Origin of the sequence: Clostridium minihomine, assembly GCF_900240385.1 — a bacterium.
In the GTDB taxonomy this organism is placed as follows: domain Bacteria; phylum Bacillota; class Clostridia; order Oscillospirales; family Acutalibacteraceae; genus Faecalispora; species Faecalispora minihomine.
This window is the reverse complement of sequence record NZ_OEQH01000001.1, coordinates 350,170-367,988: the sequence shown is the minus strand read 5'-3', so window position 1 is coordinate 367,988 and position 17,819 is coordinate 350,170. Positions and strand designations below refer to the sequence as shown.

The following is a 17,819-nucleotide window of genomic DNA, read 5'->3' as shown; positions in this document are numbered from 1 at the left end:
GGGAAGTTCCCTTTGGAGCGGCGCAGCTGAAAGAACAAAAGTAGGCAGCGACGGCAGGCACCGTTATCGGCCAAAAAGCGTTTGATTTTTCAAAAATTAGGGTGGTACCGCGGAGCTTTTGTCTTCGTCCCTTTTTCTGGGGCGAGGGCTTTTTTTATTTTCCGGGGATAGTATACCCTTCTAAAACGATACCGAAAGGAAGAAGATTCATGAAGCAACAGCTGGAAGCCATCCGCGACAGCGCGGTAAAGGAACTGGCAGGGGCCAAAGGGCAGCAGGTGCTGGAAACAATTCGGGTCAAATATCTGGGCAAAAAAGGAGAACTGACTTCTATCTTAAAGCAGATGGGCGGCCTTTCTGCCGAAGAGCGCCCGGTCATTGGACAGCTGGCAAATCAGGTGCGTGCCCTGATTGAAGAGGATTTGACCAAACGCGCCACTGAGCTGAAGGAACAGGAAACCCAAAAGCGCTTGGAGCAAGAGCGTCTGGACGTCACATTGCCCGGCAAACGGCATGAAATCGGCGCCAAGCATCCGCTGACCATTGTTCTGGATGAAATCAAAGAGATTTTTGTCGGCATGGGCTTTGAGATTGCAGACGGCCCCGAAGTGGAATCGGATTACTACAATTTTGAGGCACTGAACATGCCCAAAAACCACCCGGCTCGTGATACACAGGACACGTTTTATATCAACGAAAATATCGTGCTGCGCACGCAGACTTCCCCGGTGCAGGTGCGTGTGATGGAAAAGCAAAAGCCCCCCATCCGCATTATTTCCCCCGGCCGGGTTTACCGCTCCGACGCGGTGGACGCCACCCATTCCCCCCTGTTTCATCAGATTGAGGGATTGGTGGTAGACAAAGGAATTACCTTTGCCAACCTGAAAGACACTTTGGAAACCTTCGTAAAACGCCTGTACGGCGAGGATTCCGTGGTGCGCTTCCGCCCCCACCACTTCCCCTTTACCGAACCTTCCGCTGAAGTGGACGTGCAGTGTTTCAGCTGCCACGGCGAAGGCTGCCGCCTGTGCAAAGGCGAGGGCTGGATTGAAATTCTGGGCTGCGGCATGGTACACCCCAAAGTGCTGAAAAACTGCGGCATTGACCCCGAAGAATACAGTGGCTTTGCGCTGGGCATGGGACTCGAGCGTGTAGTCATGCGCCGCTATAACATTGACGATCTGCGTTTGTTCTTTGAAAACGACATTCGATTCTTAAAGCAGTTTTAGGAGGTGAGCCGATTATGAATCTATCTATGAAATGGTTACAGGAATTTGTAAAACTGGACCCGATGCCCCTGCGTGATTTTGCAGAGGCGGTTACCATTGCGGGCTCCAAGGTGGAAGAATATCATACCGAAGGCGAAAACATCGATAAAGTGGTTGTGGGAAAAGTGCTGACCATTACCCCCCACCCGGATTCGGATCATCTGCTGATCTGCTCTGTGGACACCGGGGCGGAAGAGCCGATTCAGATTGTCACCGGGGCACAAAACCTGAAAGAGGGCGATTTGGTTCCCGCAGCTCTGCACGGCTCCACCTTGCCGGGCGGCGTGAAAATCAAAAAGGGCAAGCTGCGCGGTGTGGAAAGCTATGGCATGATGTGCTCCCTAAGCGAATTGGAACTGACTGTTAATGACTTCCCCTATGCCATAGAAGACGGCATTTTTGTATTACAGGAAGATTGCAAGCCCGGCGATCGAATTCAGGACGCCATCGGCCTGAACGACACCCAGGTGGAATTTGAAATCACCTCGAACCGGCCCGACTGCTTTTCTGTGATCGGACTGGCCCGAGAAGTGTCAGCTACGTTTGAAAACCCCCTGACGTTGCATACGCCCCAAGTAAAAGCTGGGCATGGCAGCTGCAAAGAAATGCTGGACGTGGCCATCGAAGCCAAAGATTTATGCTCGGTTTACAGCGCGCGCATTGTGAAAAATGTGCGGGTTAAGCCTTCTCCCCGTTGGCTGCGCGAGCGTCTGCGCGTGATGGGTGTTCGCCCCATCAACAACATTGTAGACATCACCAACTATGTGATGCTGGAATATGGCCAGCCCATGCACGCCTTTGACCTGCGTTTTATCGAGCAGGGAAAAATTCGGGTACGGCGCGCAAAAGACGGCGAAACCATCACCACGCTGGACGGCGTGGAGCGCAAACTGCAAAACAGCAATCTGGTGATTGCCGACGCGGCAAAACCCGTGGCTGTGGCAGGAGTGATGGGTGGAGAATACAGCGGCATTATGGACGACACCCAGACCATTGTGTTTGAGTCTGCTTGCTTTGACGCAGCCTCGGTTCGTTTGACCGCCAAAGATTTGGGCATGCGCACCGATTCTTCCTCCCGCTTTGAAAAGGGACTGGATCCAAACAACTGCTTGCCCGCGTTGGAACGTGCCTGCGAATTGGTGGAACTGCTGGATGCAGGTGATGTATTGGATGCTGTTCTGATGGATGGCAATTTTTCAGCAGAACCCCGCCGGATTCCGCTGGAAGCCGATTGGATTAACCGATTCCTTGGCACCGATATTTCCACACAGCAGATGGAAGAAATCCTGAACCGAATCGGCTGTGTTTTAGAAGGCGATACCGTGGTCATCCCCACCTTCCGCCCCGATTTGGAACACAAGGCAGACATTGCCGAGGAAATTGCCCGTTTTTATGGGTATAATAAGATTCCAAGCCAAACGTTAGGCGGCGGCGCTCAGGGTCAATACAGCCCCCGTCAGAAATTTGACGCTTTGGTAAACTCCACTCTGTTAGCACTGGGCCTAAGTGAAATCACCACCTATTCCTTTATCAGCCCCAAGTATTACGATAAAATTCGGATGCCTGCAGAAAGCCCCTTGCGCCAGTCTGTCACCATCTCGAACCCGCTGGGCGAAGATACCAGCATCATGCGCACGGTTGCGCTGCCCTCCATGCTGGAAATTCTGTCGCGCAACTACAACAACCGCAACGGAGCAGCCGCGTTGTTTGAGCTGGCCCGGGAATATATCCCCACAAAACCCGATGAGCTGCCCACAGAAAAAAATGTGCTGGTTGCCGGCATGTATGGGAATGAAGCGGATTTCTTCACTGCTAAGGGAATTGTGGAAGAACTCTTGAATCGCCTGTCTGTAAAGGATTGGGACATTGCTGCTTCGTCGGAGGAATACAGCTATCACCCGGGGCGCTGTGCCGTTTTGACCATCAACGGTGAGCGGCTGGGCGTGGTGGGAGAAATTCATCCCCAAGTGCAGGAAAACTACGAAATCGATGAACGCGTGTACTGCTTCTCACTGGATTTGGACTTGCTGTTTTGCTGCACCCAAGCCGACAAGCACTATACTCCTTTGCCCAAGTTCCCGGCGGTCACCCGTGACCTGGCTCTTCTGTGCAGTGACGATATTCCCGTTCTGGATTTGCAGAAGGCAATTGTGCGCGGCGCCGGAAAACTTTTAGAGAATGTGCGTCTGTTCGATGTTTACAAGGGTGAACAGATTGAGTCCGGCAAAAAAAGCGTGGCGTTCAGCCTGATTTTACGTTCCGGCGAAGGGACGCTCAATGAAGAAGCAACCAATTCGGTAATGAAAAAAGTCTTCCAAGAGCTGGAAAAAATCGGAGCACTGCTGCGTTCTTAAGGTACTTTGCCTTTCAGAACTGAAAGAATTAATTCCGATTTTTGTCACAAAATCCACTTGTTTTTTGCCGTGAAATATTGTATGATGACCATATTGGAGGTGTATCCATGTTCGATAAAACAATGACTTTTTCTTTTCCCAGTGACCGCGAAGAGGATATTAAAACGATTCTGACCACGGTTTATGATGCGTTAAAAGAAAAAGGATATAATCCGATCAATCAAATTGTAGGATACATTCTTTCGGAAGATCCTACTTATATCACGGCGCATAATAACGCCAGAAGCCTGATTCGCAGAATCGATCGGGATGAGCTGATGCAGGTTTTGTTGAAATCCTATTTGGGAGAATAATCCCATCCATTATAAAAACTCGGTGAGCAACCAAAGCTGCTCACCGAGTTTTTTGTTTTGCTCTTATCTTTTGTGATACTATCGTTTTAAATTTTTTTGCTTTTTTAATCGATGAATGGAAAACCCTTTGGCATACTGCCCAAAGGCCTGTTCGTGAAGATTGCGGGTTTCCTTTGTGAGCCGGTAAGACACCAAATTGCACCCGCCAATGTACATCCCCAAAACATCAGGCTGTACCAAACAGAACCCAACAAAAGTGGATATGGAGCCGGAATAATCCGAGTTACGGTTTCGAACTTTTACGATTCCTTTGTGACATTTTTAATTTCATTTTATCTCAAAAAAGCTAAAATATGCTCTTACCGCTCACTGCGAGCTTCTACCACCGGCATTTTCGGAAGAGGGCTGCTTTTCGACCCTTCCCCTGACAACGACTGAATCATCTTGCGATACACATAGATAAACAGCGGGATACCGGCCGCCAAAGAACCCAGTTCCGCAATGGGGAAAGAATACCACACGGCGGTAAGGCTCAGGTGAGAAAGCAAGAACGCCGCCGGCAGCAAAATAACCAATTGCCGCAGCAAAGACAGCGCCAAGCTGTAAATTCCCTTTCCCAAAGACTGGAACACGGTACTAAACATTATATCCAAAGCTGCCGGAATAAAGCAAAGACTGATAATACGCAAAGCCGGAATACCAATGTGAAGCATTTCGGGAGACGCTTTAAAAATCAGCAGCAAACGGCCGGGCATTATCCAAAGCAAAACCGTTCCCACCGCCATAATAACCGCACTGACCGTAATTCCGATTCGAATCGCTTTGGTCATTCTTTCTTGCTTTCGGGCGCCGTAATTGTAACCCAAAATCGGCAGTACTCCCTGCATCAAACCAAACACTGGCATAAAGACAAAGGACTGCAATTTGAAATAGACACCAAACAAAGCCACCGCTGTTTCGGTAAAGCGCACCAGAATCAGATTCATTCCCATTACCATAACAGAAGCAATAGACTGCATAATGATGGTGGGGATTCCCACCGCATAAATATCTTTGATGATGTGAAAATCCAGGCGGAACCCTTTTAATTCAATTTTCACCTCGTGTTTTTGCTTTAAAAGAACCACCAACGAAACTGTCATCGCAATGCACTGGGCAATCACATTGGCAATTGCAGCGCCGGGAACACCCATAGCCGGAACGCCGAACCAACCGAAGATGAAAATCGGGTCCAAAATCAAGCTGGTCAGCGCACCGATCAACTGAAAGATCATCGGATAAATCATTCTGCCGGTTGCTTGAAGTGTTCTTTCCACATTGATTTCAATAAATACGCCAAAAGAAAACAGGCATACAATCTGTACAAATCGAGCTCCTTCTTCAATTACCGTGGGGTCGTTTGAAAACCCCTGTATAAACTGACGAGAAAACAACAGCCCAAACAGGGCGAAAATAGCCCAGTTTACCAGCCCCAGCAACAGCCCGTGAGTTGCGGCACTGTTGGCCTCTTGCTTTCTGCCCTCCCCCAATCGGCGAGACACCAAAGAGTTAATTCCCACACCTGTACCGACCGCAAAAGCAATCAGCAACGACTGAATGGGAAATGCCAGCGAAACTGCCGTCAATGCCTCTTCGCTGATTTTTGCCACAAAAAAGCTGTCTACAATGTTATATAGTGCCTGCACAAGCATCGAGAACATGGCCGGCACTGCCATTCCCGCGATCAGTCCGCCCACAGGGGCGGTGCCCATTTTATTTTCCACTTTATCTGCCATAGTTGCTTTCATATGTTCACTTCCTGAATAAATTCTATGTCTTGTCCTAAACTTGTATTATAGACCTATTTTTGCTTTTCTTCAATTCTCAGCAAAGACAACCTGCCTATTGCCCAAAAATGACGTCAAATCAGCATAAAAACAGGATGCTTTTTAATGTAACAGCAAGTTTTATACACGAGCGCGCCTGCCTGAAGCGCACCCCCATACACGGATTCTTCTTTACTTCTATGTCTGTCTATGTTATAATTTTAGTTCAAAAGCATGAATGATGGGAGGTTATCAGATTGAGTAACGAAAAAGATACCGCCACGCAATTCCCCTCATACCGCGGAAAGCCTCTGGTTCGCTGCGGCGATGTGATTTATTACGGAAGCATGAAGGATAAATACGTGGTCAAATTAGAAATCAAGAGCAAAAAACGCGTGCTGGACATGGATGTGGCTGATAAGGTCAGCATCCAATTGATGTATACCAACCCCGACATTCGCTCCCGGAAGCAAATTGTAAAGTCCAGTGAAAAGGAAGGTCTGTACCTGGCCATGGACATTGCAGATGCCTGGCTGCAGAGGGCATTGGCTGAATAATTCCCAAACTCAAAAAATAATATCCGTAATCAAAGCCGCTGAGTATACTCAGCGGCTTTTTGTGTCTAAAATCCGGGGAGAAACAGGATGCCGTTACAGCATCCTGTTTGGTTTTGATTCTTCTATTTTCCAATGTCTCTGCGGTAATGAGCGCCCTCAAACTGTATGTTAGAAACAGCCCGATAGGCTTTGTCTAAAGCTTCGTCAAGAGTATCGCCCAAGGCGGTCACTCCCAAAACACGCCCGCCGTTGGTAAGAAATTCACCGCCGGAAAGAGCCGTTCCTGCATGATACACCACAGCGCCCTCCACTTGCCCGTCTTCTGACAAACCGCAAATGGGAATTCCTTTGCGGTACTGAGCCGGATATCCGCCCGAGGCCATCACCACACAGGCTGCTGATTTGGCAGACCAGCGAATCTCTGCTTTTTCCAGCCGTTCGTCAATCACCGCATCCATAATATCCAACAGATCACTCTGAAGCCGGGGCAAAACCACCTGAGTTTCCGGATCCCCAAACCGGGCATTATACTCAATAACCCGGGGGCCTTTCGGTGTGAGCATCAGGCCAAAATACAGGCAGCCTTTAAAGGGACGCCCCTCCGAATTCATGGCCTGTATCGTGGGAAGAAAGATGGTGTCCATACACAGCTTGGCCGTTTCCTCATCATAGTAAGGGTTGGGGCTGATGGTTCCCATCCCCCCTGTATTGGCTCCCTGGTCGCCATCCAGCGCCCGCTTGTGATCTTTAGAAGAAACCATGGGGCGCACACATTTCCCGTCGGTAAAAGCCAGTACAGACACTTCCGGCCCGGTGAGGAATTCTTCCAGAACAATCCGGCTGCCAGATTCCCCGAAAATTTTATCTTCCATCATCGAGCGAACTGCCTGCTCCGCTTCCTCATAATCCAGAGCGATAACCACACCTTTGCCCAAAGCAAGCCCATCGGCCTTAATGACCACCGGATAAGTATTGTCCTGCCGGATTTTTGTCAGCGCCTGTTCCGGGTCGGTGAACACTTCATATCCGGCTGTGGGAATCTGGTATTTTTTCATCAGATCCTTCGAAAACACCTTGCTGGCTTCAATCTGCGCGGCATCTTTTCTCGGGCCAAAGGCTCGAATCCCCTCTGCCTCCAGCGCATCTACCATGCCGGCTGCCAGCGGATCGTCGGGTGCGACCACGACCAAGTCCACTTTGTTGTGCTTTGCAAAACTCACCACACCGGGAATATCCGTAACCTTAATGTCCACACACTGTGCGTCCCGGGCAATGCCGCCATTGCCGGGCGCACACCACAATTGATTCAAACGCGGGCTTTCCTTTATCTTGCGGATAAGGGCATGCTCTCTTCCGCCGCCGCCAATTACCAATACATTCATTCACACACACTCCTGTTATTGCGAAATCTGCCGCTTTGCCGGATGTTAGAAAAATAGAAATCCATTCATATGTTTTTTCTGTAATAGAAAGCTCAAAAACACCCGAGCCGTTTAATGGTGGAACAGGCGCAAACCTGTAAACGCCATGGAAATTCCGTATTTGTTGCAGGTAAGGATTACATGATCATCTCGAATGGAACCGCCGGGCTGGGCGATATAAGACACACCGCTGCGATGGGCTCGTTCGATATTATCACCAAAGGGGAAAAATGCATCGGAACCCAGCGACACGCCGGTTACCTGCGAAAGCCACTGGCGCTTTTCTTCCCGGCTTAAAGACTCGGGGCACCGGGTAAAAAATTGCTGCCACATGCCATCTGCCAATACATCCTCTGCATCGTCGGACAGATATACGTCGATGGTGTTATCCCGATCCGGTCGCCGGATGTCCGGCAAAAAGGGCAGTTCCAACACGCGGGGATGCTGACGCAGATGCCATAAATCCGCTTTATTCCCTGCCAGACGAGTGCAGTGAATGCGAGACTGCTGTCCGGCCCCCACGCCGATAGCCTGTCCATCTTTGGCATAACACACGGAATTGGATTGGGTGTATTTCAGGGTAATCAGCGCCACCAGCAAATCCCGCTTTGCTTCTTCTGAAAAGCTGCTGATATCAGTTACAAAATGGGTCAAAAGGCTCTCGTCAATGACTGCTTCGTTTCGTCCCTGTTCAAAGGTAATTCCGAACACATCTTTATGCTCAATGGGCACGGGAGCATAAGAGGCATCGATCTGTACCACGCTGTATTTCCCCTTGCGCTTGGATTTTAAAATCTCTAATGCTTTGGCAGAATAACCGGGTGCAATAATCCCATCGGATACTTCCCGGAAAATCAGCCGGGCAGTCTGCTCGTCACACTCATCGGACAAAGCGATCCAGTCGCCGTAAGAGGACATCCGGTCTGCTCCCCGGGCTCTGGCATAAGCAGATGCCAAGGGGGAAAGCTCCAAATCATCCACAAAGCAGCTTTTTTTCAGTTCCTCCGACAGCGGAACCGCCACCGCCGCACCGGCGGGGCTCACATGCTTAAAGGATGCAGCCGCCGGCAAACCTGTAGCCGCCTTCAGCTCCTTTACCAGCTGCCAGCTATTCAGGGCATCCAGAAAATTGATATAGCCGGGGGTTCCGTTTAAAACAGTCACCGGCAGTTCCCCGCCGTCCTTGCGAAAAATCCGAGACGGCTTCTGATTGGGATTGCAGCCGTATTTCAGCATCAGCTCCATTGGAATCTCCTCCCGCTTATTGATTTTTATTGATAATCCGTGTTTCAGCCGTGCCATCCGCCAAACAGATGCGGCGGGTAAACAGCGACACCCGGTTTTCTTCATTCAGGGAATCCCAAATCCGCTGGGTCATTTCCTCCAGATCCTGCGGAATTTCCACTGTGACCGGCTCCCCTTCAAAGGACGGAATGGGGTTACCGTCACCGCGATAAGTATGGATCAGGTGCCCCTGACCCGAAATCGGGGTTTCATATTCAAAAAACATCCGATGTACCGAAGAAGAATTGCCCCCTGCGCTTTTTAAAATAGAAAGCCGATACGAAAAGGCAGAACTGGCATCCATCCAACCGGAGATCCGAGGTGTAAAATTGGGAACATCCGGTTCAAAGGTACGGCTTCTCAGCGCATCCTCAAAGGTTTCTCCCCGACGCAGATACTCATATATTGTGTCGGTCTGATCCCCATTGGTTACGATAAGCTCTGAGCCCAGAACCCGCACCGGCGAATAGATAATAAGGGAAGGATCGGACAACTTGCCCGGATCAAAAGCTTGGGTTCGCAGCCCGTCCCCTTCCCGCACAAAAACGCGGTTTCGGCTGTTTTCACTGCGCCCCATAATAAAATAAGAAAGCATGGCAAACTGATTGTCCGGCGTTTTGCCCAACAGAATACCCCGGCCGGGGTATTCATTCCCCGCCAGTGCCTGCTCTATCGTTTTGATTGTCATATGCTGTCCTCCTGCTGTTCCATTGGTTTACACCGTACCTGATTTCCGCAAACTTCAATCTGTCCCTGGCAGAATAAAGAAACCGCCTGGGGCAAAAGGTGCCATTCCGCTTCTTCCATCACCCGCGTCTGTAAGCTTTCTGGTGTATCATCATCCAATACTTCCACGGTTTTTTGCAGGATAATCGGGCCACCGTCACATACCTCGTTCACAAAGTGAACCGTGGCGCCGGTGATACGGGCACCCCGTTCCAGCACCGCCTTATGCACCCGCAGGCCATAATAGCCCTCTCCGCAAAAAGACGGCAGCAAAGACGGGTGAATATTGATCATCCGATTGCGGTATTCACAAATCACCCGATCGCCGATGATGGTCATAAAGCCGGCCAGCACTACCAAATCTGCCTGATGGCGCTTGAAAAGCTCCAGCAAAGCCGTGTCATAGGCGTTTTGATCCTTAAATTCCCGGCGCAAAAGCACTTCACAAGGAATATCCGCCTGACGGGCTCTGGTTAAAGCATAAGCGTCCTCCCGGCTGGAAATTACGCAGGCAATTTTGCCCCCGTGCAATTCCCCCCGGCGCTCGGCATCAATCAGTGCCTGCAAGTTGGTTCCTCCGCCGGAAACCAGCACCACGACATTCAGCATAGAACAACGCCCTCAGTGCCCTCTGCCACCTGGCCCATCACATACACGGTTTCTCCCGCGGCGGTCAGCAGCGTTTTAGCCTTGTCCGCTTCTTCGGGGGACACCACCAGACACATGCCGATTCCCATGTTAAAGGTATTGTACATATCATGCTCGGGAATATTGCCCACAGACTGAAGCAAATGGAATACCGGCAAAGAAGGCAGCGCAGATTTTTCAATCCGGGCGGTCAGGCCATTCTTCATCATGCGGGGAATATTTTCATAAAAACCGCCGCCCGTAATATGAGAAACTGCTTTCACATCACATTCTTTGATCAGCTGCAAAATTGATTTTACATAAATTTTCGTGGGGGTCAGCAGTTCTTCGCCCAAGGTTTTCCCCAGTTCTTCCACATAACGGCCGATATTGCTCTCTTCCAGCCGAAATACTTTGCGCACCAAAGAAAAGCCATTGGAATGAACACCGGACGAACCAAGACCAAGAATCACATCGCCAGCGCGCATCCGGGAGCCGTCGATGATCTTTTCCCGGTCTACCATTCCCACACAAAAGCCGGCCAAATCGTATTCGTCCTCAGGGTAAAAGCCGGGCATTTCTGCCGTTTCGCCGCCCACCAAAGCACAGCCGGACTGCACGCAGCCATCTGCCACACCGGCCACAATCTGCTCAATTTTTTCCGGGTGATTTTTGCCCACCGCCAGATAGTCCAGGAAAAACAAAGGCTGGGCGCCGCCGCAAATCACGTCGTTCACGCACATGGCAACGCAGTCCACACCGATGGTATTGTGCTGATCCATCAAAAAAGCCAATCGCAGTTTGGTGCCCACGCCGTCGGTACCAGAAACCAAAACAGGCTCTTTCATCCCGGCCAATTCCGGCCGGAACATTCCGCCAAAGCCGCCCAGCCCAGAAATAACCCCCGGGGTGGTGGTTCGCGCCACATGGCTTTTCATCAGCTCTACCGCCTGATAACCGGCAGTGACATCCACACCGGCCGCCTTATAACTCTCGCTGAAACTTTTCATACAATTCCCCTCCTGCTTTTCGTTACAAACTGCTGATAGCAGCCTGAATTGCTTCGTCCTTTTTCATTACCTCTTCTGCCATATTCTTTTTCATTGTTTCCAATTTTTCCGCAAGGCCGTCGTCAGACAAAGCCAATATTTGAAGCGCCAAAAGCGCAGCGTTATCCGCACCGTCAATTGCTACCGTAGCCACAGGAATGCCGCTGGGCATCTGCACTGTGGAAAGAAGCGCGTCCAAACCGGACAGCGTAGAACACTTGATGGGAATTCCGATAACAGGCAAAGTGGTGTGAGCCGCCAGCACACCGGCCAAATGCGCGGCCTTGCCTGCCGCCGCGATAATTACACCGAAACCATCTTTTTTAGCATTTTCTGCAAACTCCGACGCCTGATGGGGAGTTCGATGAGCCGACATCACATGAACCTCCACAGCCACGCCATATGTTTTTAACCGCTTAATCGCCGCAGATACCACCGCAAAATCACTGTCACTGCCCATAATAACCGCTACTTTTTTCGCCATCTAACAGCACTCCTTTTTGAAATCATTCTGAACCCTATCAATGTGGTTTTTTAAATAGAAAACAAAAACAGACCGCACAGTAAAATAGTGCAGTCTGTTTTTTATTCAGCGATAAATGCAATACACCCAGGTCTTTTTTTCAGACAGATGAAAGTCCACAGAACTGATGTCATGCTCTTTACCTCCGGCCTATCCTGAATAATTCATCTATTTCAGTTTAGGTTAAAAAGAAGTAAAATGCAAGAGACGCCGACCGAAAAAACATATTTTCGTAGGGTTATCATGACCTTCCTCTGGAAATACTGCTTATTTTGTCTATTTTGCGCTACCCAAATTCTAGTTCTTGGAATCGCCTGTTACCAGCTCTTTGACAGAGGTAGCCAAACCGGCCAAAGACTGAATTTCAGACGGAATAATAATCTTGGTTGCCTTGCCGTCTGCGGCTTTCTCAAAGGCTTCCAAACTTTTCAGGGCGATAACTCGGTCACTGGGGGCCGCTTCATTGAGCATCTTCAAGCTGTCTGCCAAAGCGCGCTGAACAGACAAAATTGCCTGTGCCTCACCTTGTGCTTCCAGAATATGAGACTGCTTCTGTCCGTCAGCTGCCAAAACCGCAGCTTCTTTCTGGCCTTCGGCGATCAGAATAGCACTTCTCTTTTGGCCCTCGGCATCCAGAATAATCGCACGGCGCTCACGCTCTGCTTTCATCTGCTTCTCCATCGAATCCTGAATTGCAGGGGGCGGCAGAATATTCTTCAGCTCCACACGGTTCACTTTAATGCCCCATGCGTCAGTTGCCTCATCCAAAATGGTGCGGATTTTGGTATTAATGACATCACGGGATGTGAGGGTGTTATCCAGTTCCAACTCACCAATGATATTACGCAAGGTGGTGGCACTCAGATTTTCAATTGCAGAAATCGGGCGCTCCACGCCGTAAGCATACAGTTTGGGATCGGTAATTTGAAAATACACCACGGTATCAATCTGCATGGTTACGTTATCTTTGGTGATAACCGGCTGGGGCGGGAAATCAATTACCTGTTCTTTTAAAGAAACCTTTTTTGAAATACGCTCAATAAAAGGGATCTTCAAATGAAGCCCCGTTGTCCAAGTTGACTGATAAGCTCCCAATCGTTCAATGACATATGCATGTGCCTGCGGCACAATTTTGATATTGGTGATGATAACAACCAGTATCACAGCCACCAGAATCCAAAAAATAATCCATTCCATAGCAAAACCTCCTGTTTACATAATTTATGACTCAGGCTGTACAATCAGCTTAACTCCTTCAATGCGAAGCACTAAAACATTATTTCCTTCCGATATCACAGAACCATCATGGGAACGGGCAGACCAAATACTTCCCATTACCGTAACCTGTCCCTGTCCCTTTTCATTGTCAATTGCACTGGTAACAATTCCAGTTTTTCCCACATATCTACCTGCATTGGTATCTTCTTTTTTCACTGTTATTATTTTTTTCACCAGCGGACGTGTCGCTGCCAGTGTTAAAGCGGTTACGCCGACAAAAATCGCCAGCTGAACCCCCAACGGAGCCCCAGCCATGTTTGCGATTAAAGCTGCAATGCCGCCAACCACCATCCAAATGGACACCAATTGAGCCGTTACTGCTTCCAGAATTGCCGCGCCAATAATGACGGCCAACCAAACATAAGGATAATAAGCTTCCATCGTTCCACACCTCCCGAAAGTAGAGTCTTTGTTTCCCGTATTTTACTTTTTTAGTTTACCATAAATTCAATTTTAATGCAAATTGTATAAGAATAATACCACATTTATCCAAACCATATTTTCGTGGGCGTTTTTACCGGTTTTGTCCGAACAGTTTGTTCTCTCTTTTTGCGGAATTACTAACCACAATTCTGCTCAGGAACTGCATTCACAGAAACTCCCGCCCGCACTGTTTTGTTTTCCAAAGTCTGCAATTCCCCAAAACGTTTTGTAACTTCTTCGATAAATTGAAGTTCTGCTGCAGCCAGCCTGGCGTTCTTTTTGATCACAATTCCAAATTGAAGCTGTTCTGAGCAATTCATCAAAGGAACAGACACCACCCCGTACATAGAATCCTGCCCTGCAAATTCAGAAATACCAATGGTGAAAAAGTTGCTCATTGAAATCAACTGCATCTGTTCGGCCCGGTCGCCCACATAAATAATTTTAGAAGAATCGTTTAAATCCAAATGCAGATTCTCTGTGGTGATGTGGTAAATAAAATCTTCAAACTGACCAATGTAGCGCACAAAGCCATATTGTTTTAAAGCAGAGATATCAATGCTGCTGTTTTGAAGCAAAAGCTCATGCTTGGCAGAAATGCAGACATAGGGCATAAACAGTGCCAACGGTGTATAGTCTAAATTCTTGTCAGAAAACAATTTATGCATCATTTTCGATTCCTGATAGGCAAAATGAATTACGCCCACATTGGCGTTTCCGTTTATTACATCATCAATCACATTCATGGTGGAGTCTTCATGCAGCCGATAAGAAAAACGCTCCAGATCCTGATGCTGGCAGCAAACCCGGTTAAAACATTCCGCCGTATGAGAAAACCGTGTCATAGAAACGCTCATGGTGCTTTCGCCTGCTTGCACCTCGCTCGTAAACTTCTTCAGATTTTCCATTTCTCGAATAATGACTTCGCAGTGTTTTAAATATTTTTTTCCGTTTTTTGTCAGTACACAGCCCTGTTTGGTTCTTTGAAACAATTCAAAACCAGCTTCTTCCTCAATTTCTTTAATAATGTGGCTAAGATGCGGCTGAGAAACATACATCGCCTTAGCGGCCTGATTGATGGAACCGTAATAAGCCACCGCCCCAAAATATTTTAAATATTTTATCTCCATACCTTCACTGCCTCCACTTAATTCTTCCCTGAAATCAACAGAATGTAAATATGTATTATGATAATTTCCGTGTAACATTCTGTAGTTTTATATTACACAGGAAAAGGGAGTTCGTAAAGACCTCTGTCCCATATTCGTATGATAATACAGACAGAATCATGATCCTTATGTTCAATGTTTCTATACCAGATCGCTATAAGCATTATCCATAAAAGCAGTTACCCGATTTGGAAATAGTATGCTATGATATTTAATAATCAATAAAAAACGTTAGATTCTAAGGGGTAATTTTATGATGATGCAACAAGACATCGGGGCGATTTTAGAAAATGCCTTACTATACGGAAAGAGCTTTTTATCTTATGGAAAGGTTGCCGATTATATTCCCGAACTGGCAAAAGCCGACCCTTCCAATTTAGGGATTTGTCTTATGACCAAAGAGGGTTTGATGTATCCTGTAGGAAACTGGCAGGTCCCTTTCACCATGCAAAGCATTGCCAAAACCTTTTCTTTGATTCTGGCTCTGCAAACCGCCGGCTATGACAAAGTGTTCAGTAAAGTGGGCATGGAACCCACCGGCGATTGTTTTGACAGCATTGTGCAACTGGAAACCAAACAGCTTTATCCATTTAACCCGATGATCAATGCCGGAGCGATTGTGACAGTAAGCTGCATTGAGTGTTCAGATCCCTTTTCGGAATTTCTGCAGTTGGTAAAACAACTTTGCTTCAACGATACCGTACGCCTGAATGAGCAGGTTTACCTTTCTGAAAAACACACAGGTCAGCGCAACCGTTCCATCGCCTATCTTTTGCTCAGCGATCACATTCTGGAGGGGGATCCCGAACCAATTTTGGACAGTTATTTCCGAATGTGTTCGGTAGAAGTCAACACACAGGATTTGGCCCGTTTCAGTCTGATTCTGGCCAATGACGGAAAAGATCCCGTAACCGGAAAACAAATGGTGGAAGATTGGATCATTCGCATTGTGAAGACCTTGATGTTAACCTGCGGCATGTATGATGAATCAGGCGAGTTTGCAGTGAAGGCAGGAATCCCATCCAAAAGCGGAGTAGGAGGTGGAATTATCGCAGCAGCCGATCAGGGCATGGGAATCGCCACATATGGCCCGGTACTGAATAAGAAGGGAAACAGCATTGGCGGCATACATATGCTGGAATACTTGTCCCGGGAGCTGAATCTGCATTATTTTGCAAACAAAACCGACACTGCGGTGTAATCAAACAAGAAGGGGTTTAGAGTATGAACGTTATCTCAGAGTTTATCAATAGTACATTAAACGTGGTTAATAATTTCATGTACAGCAGCATCCTATTAGTATTACTGCTGGTAAGCGGAATTTATTTTTCCGTGCGAACGCGGCTGGTGCAATTCCGTATGATGGGCGAGGGAATCCGGCTGCTTTCTGAAAGCAACGATAATGAAAAGACTGTTTCCGGCTTTCAGGCATTGATGGTGTCTTGCGCATCCCGTCTGGGCGTGGGAAACATTGTGGGCGTGGCTTCCGCTATTATTTTAGGCGGCCCCGGCGCCATCTTCTGGATGTGGGTCACAGCCGCTTTGGGCGGAGCCTCCGCCTTTATTGAAAGTACATTGGCACAGGTTTATAAAGAAAGGATGCCAGACGGCAGCCTGCGAGGCGGCCCCTCCTTTTACCTGGTCAAAATCTTTAAGCACCGCACGGTGGGCGTTATCTTTTCCATCAGCCTTATTTGCTCCTTTGCTTATGGGTTCCAATGCCTGCAGGCAAATGCGGTAGCCGATGCTTTGCAGCAAAACTTTGGCAGTTCCCCCTGGGTAGTTTATGGCACAGCTGTTTTCATGTCTGCTTTTACTGCATACGCGGTGTTCGGCGGCCAAAAAATTGTTGCAAAAATTTCTGAAATTATTGTTCCGATTATGGCAATTGCTTTCCTTCTCATCAGCATTATTGTGGTTATTTTAAATATCCATAACCTGCCTTACGTATTTTCAGAGGTTTTCCACCGTGCGTTCTCTTTTGAATCCGTTTCCGGCGGATTTGCAGGAACTGCGATTTCCATCGGTATCCGCCGCGGCCTGTATTCCAACGAAGCCGGTATGGGCAGCGCGCCCAACGCAGCGGCAACCGTGGATGATTCCCACCCTGCAAAACAAGGATTGGTGCAGATGCTGGCCGTCTTTATCGATACCATTATCCTTTGCACTTCTACTGCACTGTTAATTTTAACTCCTGGAATCCCCTATGAAGGACTGGATGCTATGCCCTTGGTGCAGGCAGCTACAGAATCTCAATTCGGTACCTTTGGTATTTGGTTTGTATCCATTTCGGTGTTCTTCTTTGCATTTGCTACAATTATCGGCAACTACTATTACACCGAATCCAATGTATTCTATATTTTAAAACGGCAAACTTCATTAAAATTTTTCCGCCTCAGCATCGTGGCAGCCGTATTCGCCGGATGCGTTATGGATACTTCTCTGGCCTGGAACCTGGCTGACTTTACCATGGGAATCATGGTTCTGCTCAATGTTCCTGCCATTCTGATTCTGGGCAACAAAGCTATTCTGGTATTAAAAGACTATGAAAAGCAGAAAAAAGCAGGCAAAAACCCCGTATTCCACGCAGAAGATGTGGGGATTTACGATACCGACTGCTGGAACAACAAGACAGACGAAAAAAAAGTTTCTGTAGAGTCTGCGGCTGAATAAACATACAATAGAAGCAGTAAAACCCAACAACAGCCTTTGGTGGGAATTGTTTCCCACATGGGCCTATCCTTTGCTTATCTCTCTCTAACAATAGAAATTTGGTTGGATGAAGGGGACTCTGGTGAGTCCCTTTTCTCCATCCTTTTCTCAAAAACACTGCCAATCTCGTTTCTTCTTTTCCAATCTAAGAGAAAAACACAAAATCAGAATCGTGAGATACTCCCCGCTGTTCACATAAGAGCTCTCTAACACAGATGATTCTTAACGCAGTTCATCATTTTCTAAATCACGAAAATAAGATATAAAAAG

The 17,819-nt window shown here is 48.0% G+C and carries 16 protein-coding genes and 1 other annotated feature (1 of these 17 running past the window's edge); of the genes, 6 read left to right on the top strand and 10 right to left on the bottom strand.

What is annotated here, in order from left to right; translation table 11 throughout:
* Window positions 1-135: a binding site (T-box leader), on the top strand; it begins 90 nt to the left of the window's first position.
* Window positions 136-209: 74 nt separating this feature from the next.
* From pheS to C1A02_RS01765, 3 genes are all read left to right on the top strand, one after another.
* Window positions 210-1,229: a phenylalanine--tRNA ligase subunit alpha gene (gene pheS / locus C1A02_RS01775; RefSeq protein WP_101696483.1), complete on the top strand. Its 1,020-nt coding sequence runs from the start codon at window positions 210-212 to the stop codon at window positions 1,227-1,229.
* Between the two features lie 14 nt (window positions 1,230-1,243).
* Window positions 1,244-3,622 (top strand): phenylalanine--tRNA ligase subunit beta, encoded by a 2,379-nt coding sequence (gene pheT / locus C1A02_RS01770; protein WP_101696482.1) that lies wholly within the window; start codon window positions 1,244-1,246, stop codon window positions 3,620-3,622.
* Window positions 3,623-3,729: 107 nt separating this feature from the next.
* Entirely contained in the window at window positions 3,730-3,975 is a 246-nt protein-coding gene (locus C1A02_RS01765; RefSeq protein ID WP_101696481.1) for an IreB family regulatory phosphoprotein, read from the top strand.
* Window positions 3,976-4,334: 359 nt separating this feature from the next.
* On the opposite strand, the gene C1A02_RS01760 is transcribed toward C1A02_RS01765, so the two are convergent.
* Window positions 4,335-5,762: an MATE family efflux transporter gene (locus tag C1A02_RS01760; protein WP_243577883.1), complete on the bottom strand. Its 1,428-nt coding sequence runs from the start codon at window positions 5,760-5,762 to the stop codon at window positions 4,335-4,337.
* Window positions 5,763-6,037: 275 nt separating this feature from the next.
* Between C1A02_RS01760 and C1A02_RS01755 the strand changes: the two genes are divergently transcribed.
* Window positions 6,038-6,337: a hypothetical protein gene (locus C1A02_RS01755; RefSeq protein ID WP_101696480.1), complete on the top strand. Its 300-nt coding sequence runs from the start codon at window positions 6,038-6,040 to the stop codon at window positions 6,335-6,337.
* 122 nt (window positions 6,338-6,459) lie between these two features.
* Here the strand turns inward: C1A02_RS01755 and purD are convergent, their stop codons facing one another.
* From purD to C1A02_RS01710, 9 genes are all read right to left on the bottom strand, one after another.
* On the bottom strand, window positions 6,460-7,719 hold the full coding sequence (gene purD, locus C1A02_RS01750) for a phosphoribosylamine--glycine ligase (RefSeq protein ID WP_101696479.1): 1,260 nt from the start codon (window positions 7,717-7,719) through the stop codon (window positions 6,460-6,462).
* A gap of 111 nt (window positions 7,720-7,830) precedes the next feature.
* Window positions 7,831-9,003, bottom strand: a complete 1,173-nt coding sequence (locus C1A02_RS01745) for a phosphoribosylaminoimidazolecarboxamide formyltransferase (RefSeq protein WP_207204864.1) — start codon at window positions 9,001-9,003, stop codon at window positions 7,831-7,833.
* A gap of 16 nt (window positions 9,004-9,019) precedes the next feature.
* Window positions 9,020-9,730 carry an IMP cyclohydrolase gene (locus C1A02_RS01740; protein WP_101696478.1) on the bottom strand — a complete coding sequence of 237 codons (711 nt, stop codon included), beginning with the start codon at window positions 9,728-9,730 and terminating at the stop codon, window positions 9,020-9,022.
* A complete protein-coding gene (gene purN / locus C1A02_RS01735; RefSeq protein WP_101696477.1) occupies window positions 9,727-10,377 on the bottom strand; it encodes a phosphoribosylglycinamide formyltransferase in 651 nt (216 codons plus the stop codon). Before purN ends, C1A02_RS01740 begins: the two co-directional genes overlap by 4 nt.
* Window positions 10,371-11,405: a phosphoribosylformylglycinamidine cyclo-ligase gene (gene purM, locus C1A02_RS01730; protein ID WP_101696476.1), complete on the bottom strand. Its 1,035-nt coding sequence runs from the start codon at window positions 11,403-11,405 to the stop codon at window positions 10,371-10,373. Before purM ends, purN begins: the two co-directional genes overlap by 7 nt.
* Window positions 11,406-11,427: 22 nt before the next feature.
* A complete protein-coding gene (gene purE, locus C1A02_RS01725) occupies window positions 11,428-11,928 on the bottom strand; it encodes a 5-(carboxyamino)imidazole ribonucleotide mutase (RefSeq protein ID WP_101696475.1) in 501 nt (166 codons plus the stop codon).
* Between the two features lie 336 nt (window positions 11,929-12,264).
* Window positions 12,265-13,164: an SPFH domain-containing protein gene (locus C1A02_RS01720; protein WP_101696474.1), complete on the bottom strand. Its 900-nt coding sequence runs from the start codon at window positions 13,162-13,164 to the stop codon at window positions 12,265-12,267.
* 24 nt (window positions 13,165-13,188) lie between these two features.
* Window positions 13,189-13,626 carry an NfeD family protein gene (locus C1A02_RS01715; protein WP_101696473.1) on the bottom strand — a complete coding sequence of 146 codons (438 nt, stop codon included), beginning with the start codon at window positions 13,624-13,626 and terminating at the stop codon, window positions 13,189-13,191.
* 179 nt (window positions 13,627-13,805) lie between these two features.
* Window positions 13,806-14,798: a LysR family transcriptional regulator gene (locus C1A02_RS01710; RefSeq protein WP_101696472.1), complete on the bottom strand. Its 993-nt coding sequence runs from the start codon at window positions 14,796-14,798 to the stop codon at window positions 13,806-13,808.
* 310 nt (window positions 14,799-15,108) lie between these two features.
* Here C1A02_RS01710 and glsA point away from each other — a divergent pair, with 310 nt between their 5' ends.
* Both glsA and C1A02_RS01700 read left to right on the top strand, forming a co-directional pair.
* Window positions 15,109-16,038, top strand: a complete 930-nt coding sequence (gene glsA / locus C1A02_RS01705) for a glutaminase A (protein WP_370737781.1) — start codon at window positions 15,109-15,111, stop codon at window positions 16,036-16,038.
* Window positions 16,039-16,061: 23 nt separating this feature from the next.
* Window positions 16,062-17,510, top strand: coding sequence for an alanine/glycine:cation symporter family protein (locus C1A02_RS01700; protein WP_101696471.1), 1,449 nt, complete (start codon window positions 16,062-16,064; stop codon window positions 17,508-17,510).
* The last annotated feature ends 309 nt before the right edge of the window (window positions 17,511-17,819 follow it).

Bases quoted from the DNA above. Each gene is read 5' to 3' on its own strand.
- purN (WP_101696477.1), bottom strand. From the start codon at position 10,377: ATGCTGAATGTCGTGGTGCTGGTTTCCGGCGGAGGAACCAACTTGCAG.
- C1A02_RS01710 (WP_101696472.1), bottom strand. From the start codon at position 14,798: ATGGAGATAAAATATTTAAAATATTTTGGGGCGGTGGCTTATTACGGT.
- purE (WP_101696475.1), bottom strand. From the start codon at position 11,928: ATGGCGAAAAAAGTAGCGGTTATTATGGGCAGTGACAGTGATTTTGCG.
- C1A02_RS01745 (WP_207204864.1), bottom strand. From the start codon at position 9,003: ATGGAGCTGATGCTGAAATACGGCTGCAATCCCAATCAGAAGCCGTCT.
- C1A02_RS01700 (WP_101696471.1), top strand. From the start codon at position 16,062: ATGAACGTTATCTCAGAGTTTATCAATAGTACATTAAACGTGGTTAAT.
- purD (WP_101696479.1), bottom strand. From the start codon at position 7,719: ATGAATGTATTGGTAATTGGCGGCGGCGGAAGAGAGCATGCCCTTATC.
- pheS (WP_101696483.1), top strand. From the start codon at position 210: ATGAAGCAACAGCTGGAAGCCATCCGCGACAGCGCGGTAAAGGAACTG.
- C1A02_RS01760 (WP_243577883.1), bottom strand. From the start codon at position 5,762: ATGAAAGCAACTATGGCAGATAAAGTGGAAAATAAAATGGGCACCGCC.
- purM (WP_101696476.1), bottom strand. From the start codon at position 11,405: ATGAAAAGTTTCAGCGAGAGTTATAAGGCGGCCGGTGTGGATGTCACT.
- C1A02_RS01740 (WP_101696478.1), bottom strand. From the start codon at position 9,730: ATGACAATCAAAACGATAGAGCAGGCACTGGCGGGGAATGAATACCCC.
- C1A02_RS01720 (WP_101696474.1), bottom strand. From the start codon at position 13,164: ATGGAATGGATTATTTTTTGGATTCTGGTGGCTGTGATACTGGTTGTT.
- C1A02_RS01765 (WP_101696481.1), top strand. From the start codon at position 3,730: ATGTTCGATAAAACAATGACTTTTTCTTTTCCCAGTGACCGCGAAGAG.
- C1A02_RS01715 (WP_101696473.1), bottom strand. From the start codon at position 13,626: ATGGAAGCTTATTATCCTTATGTTTGGTTGGCCGTCATTATTGGCGCG.
- pheT (WP_101696482.1), top strand. From the start codon at position 1,244: ATGAATCTATCTATGAAATGGTTACAGGAATTTGTAAAACTGGACCCG.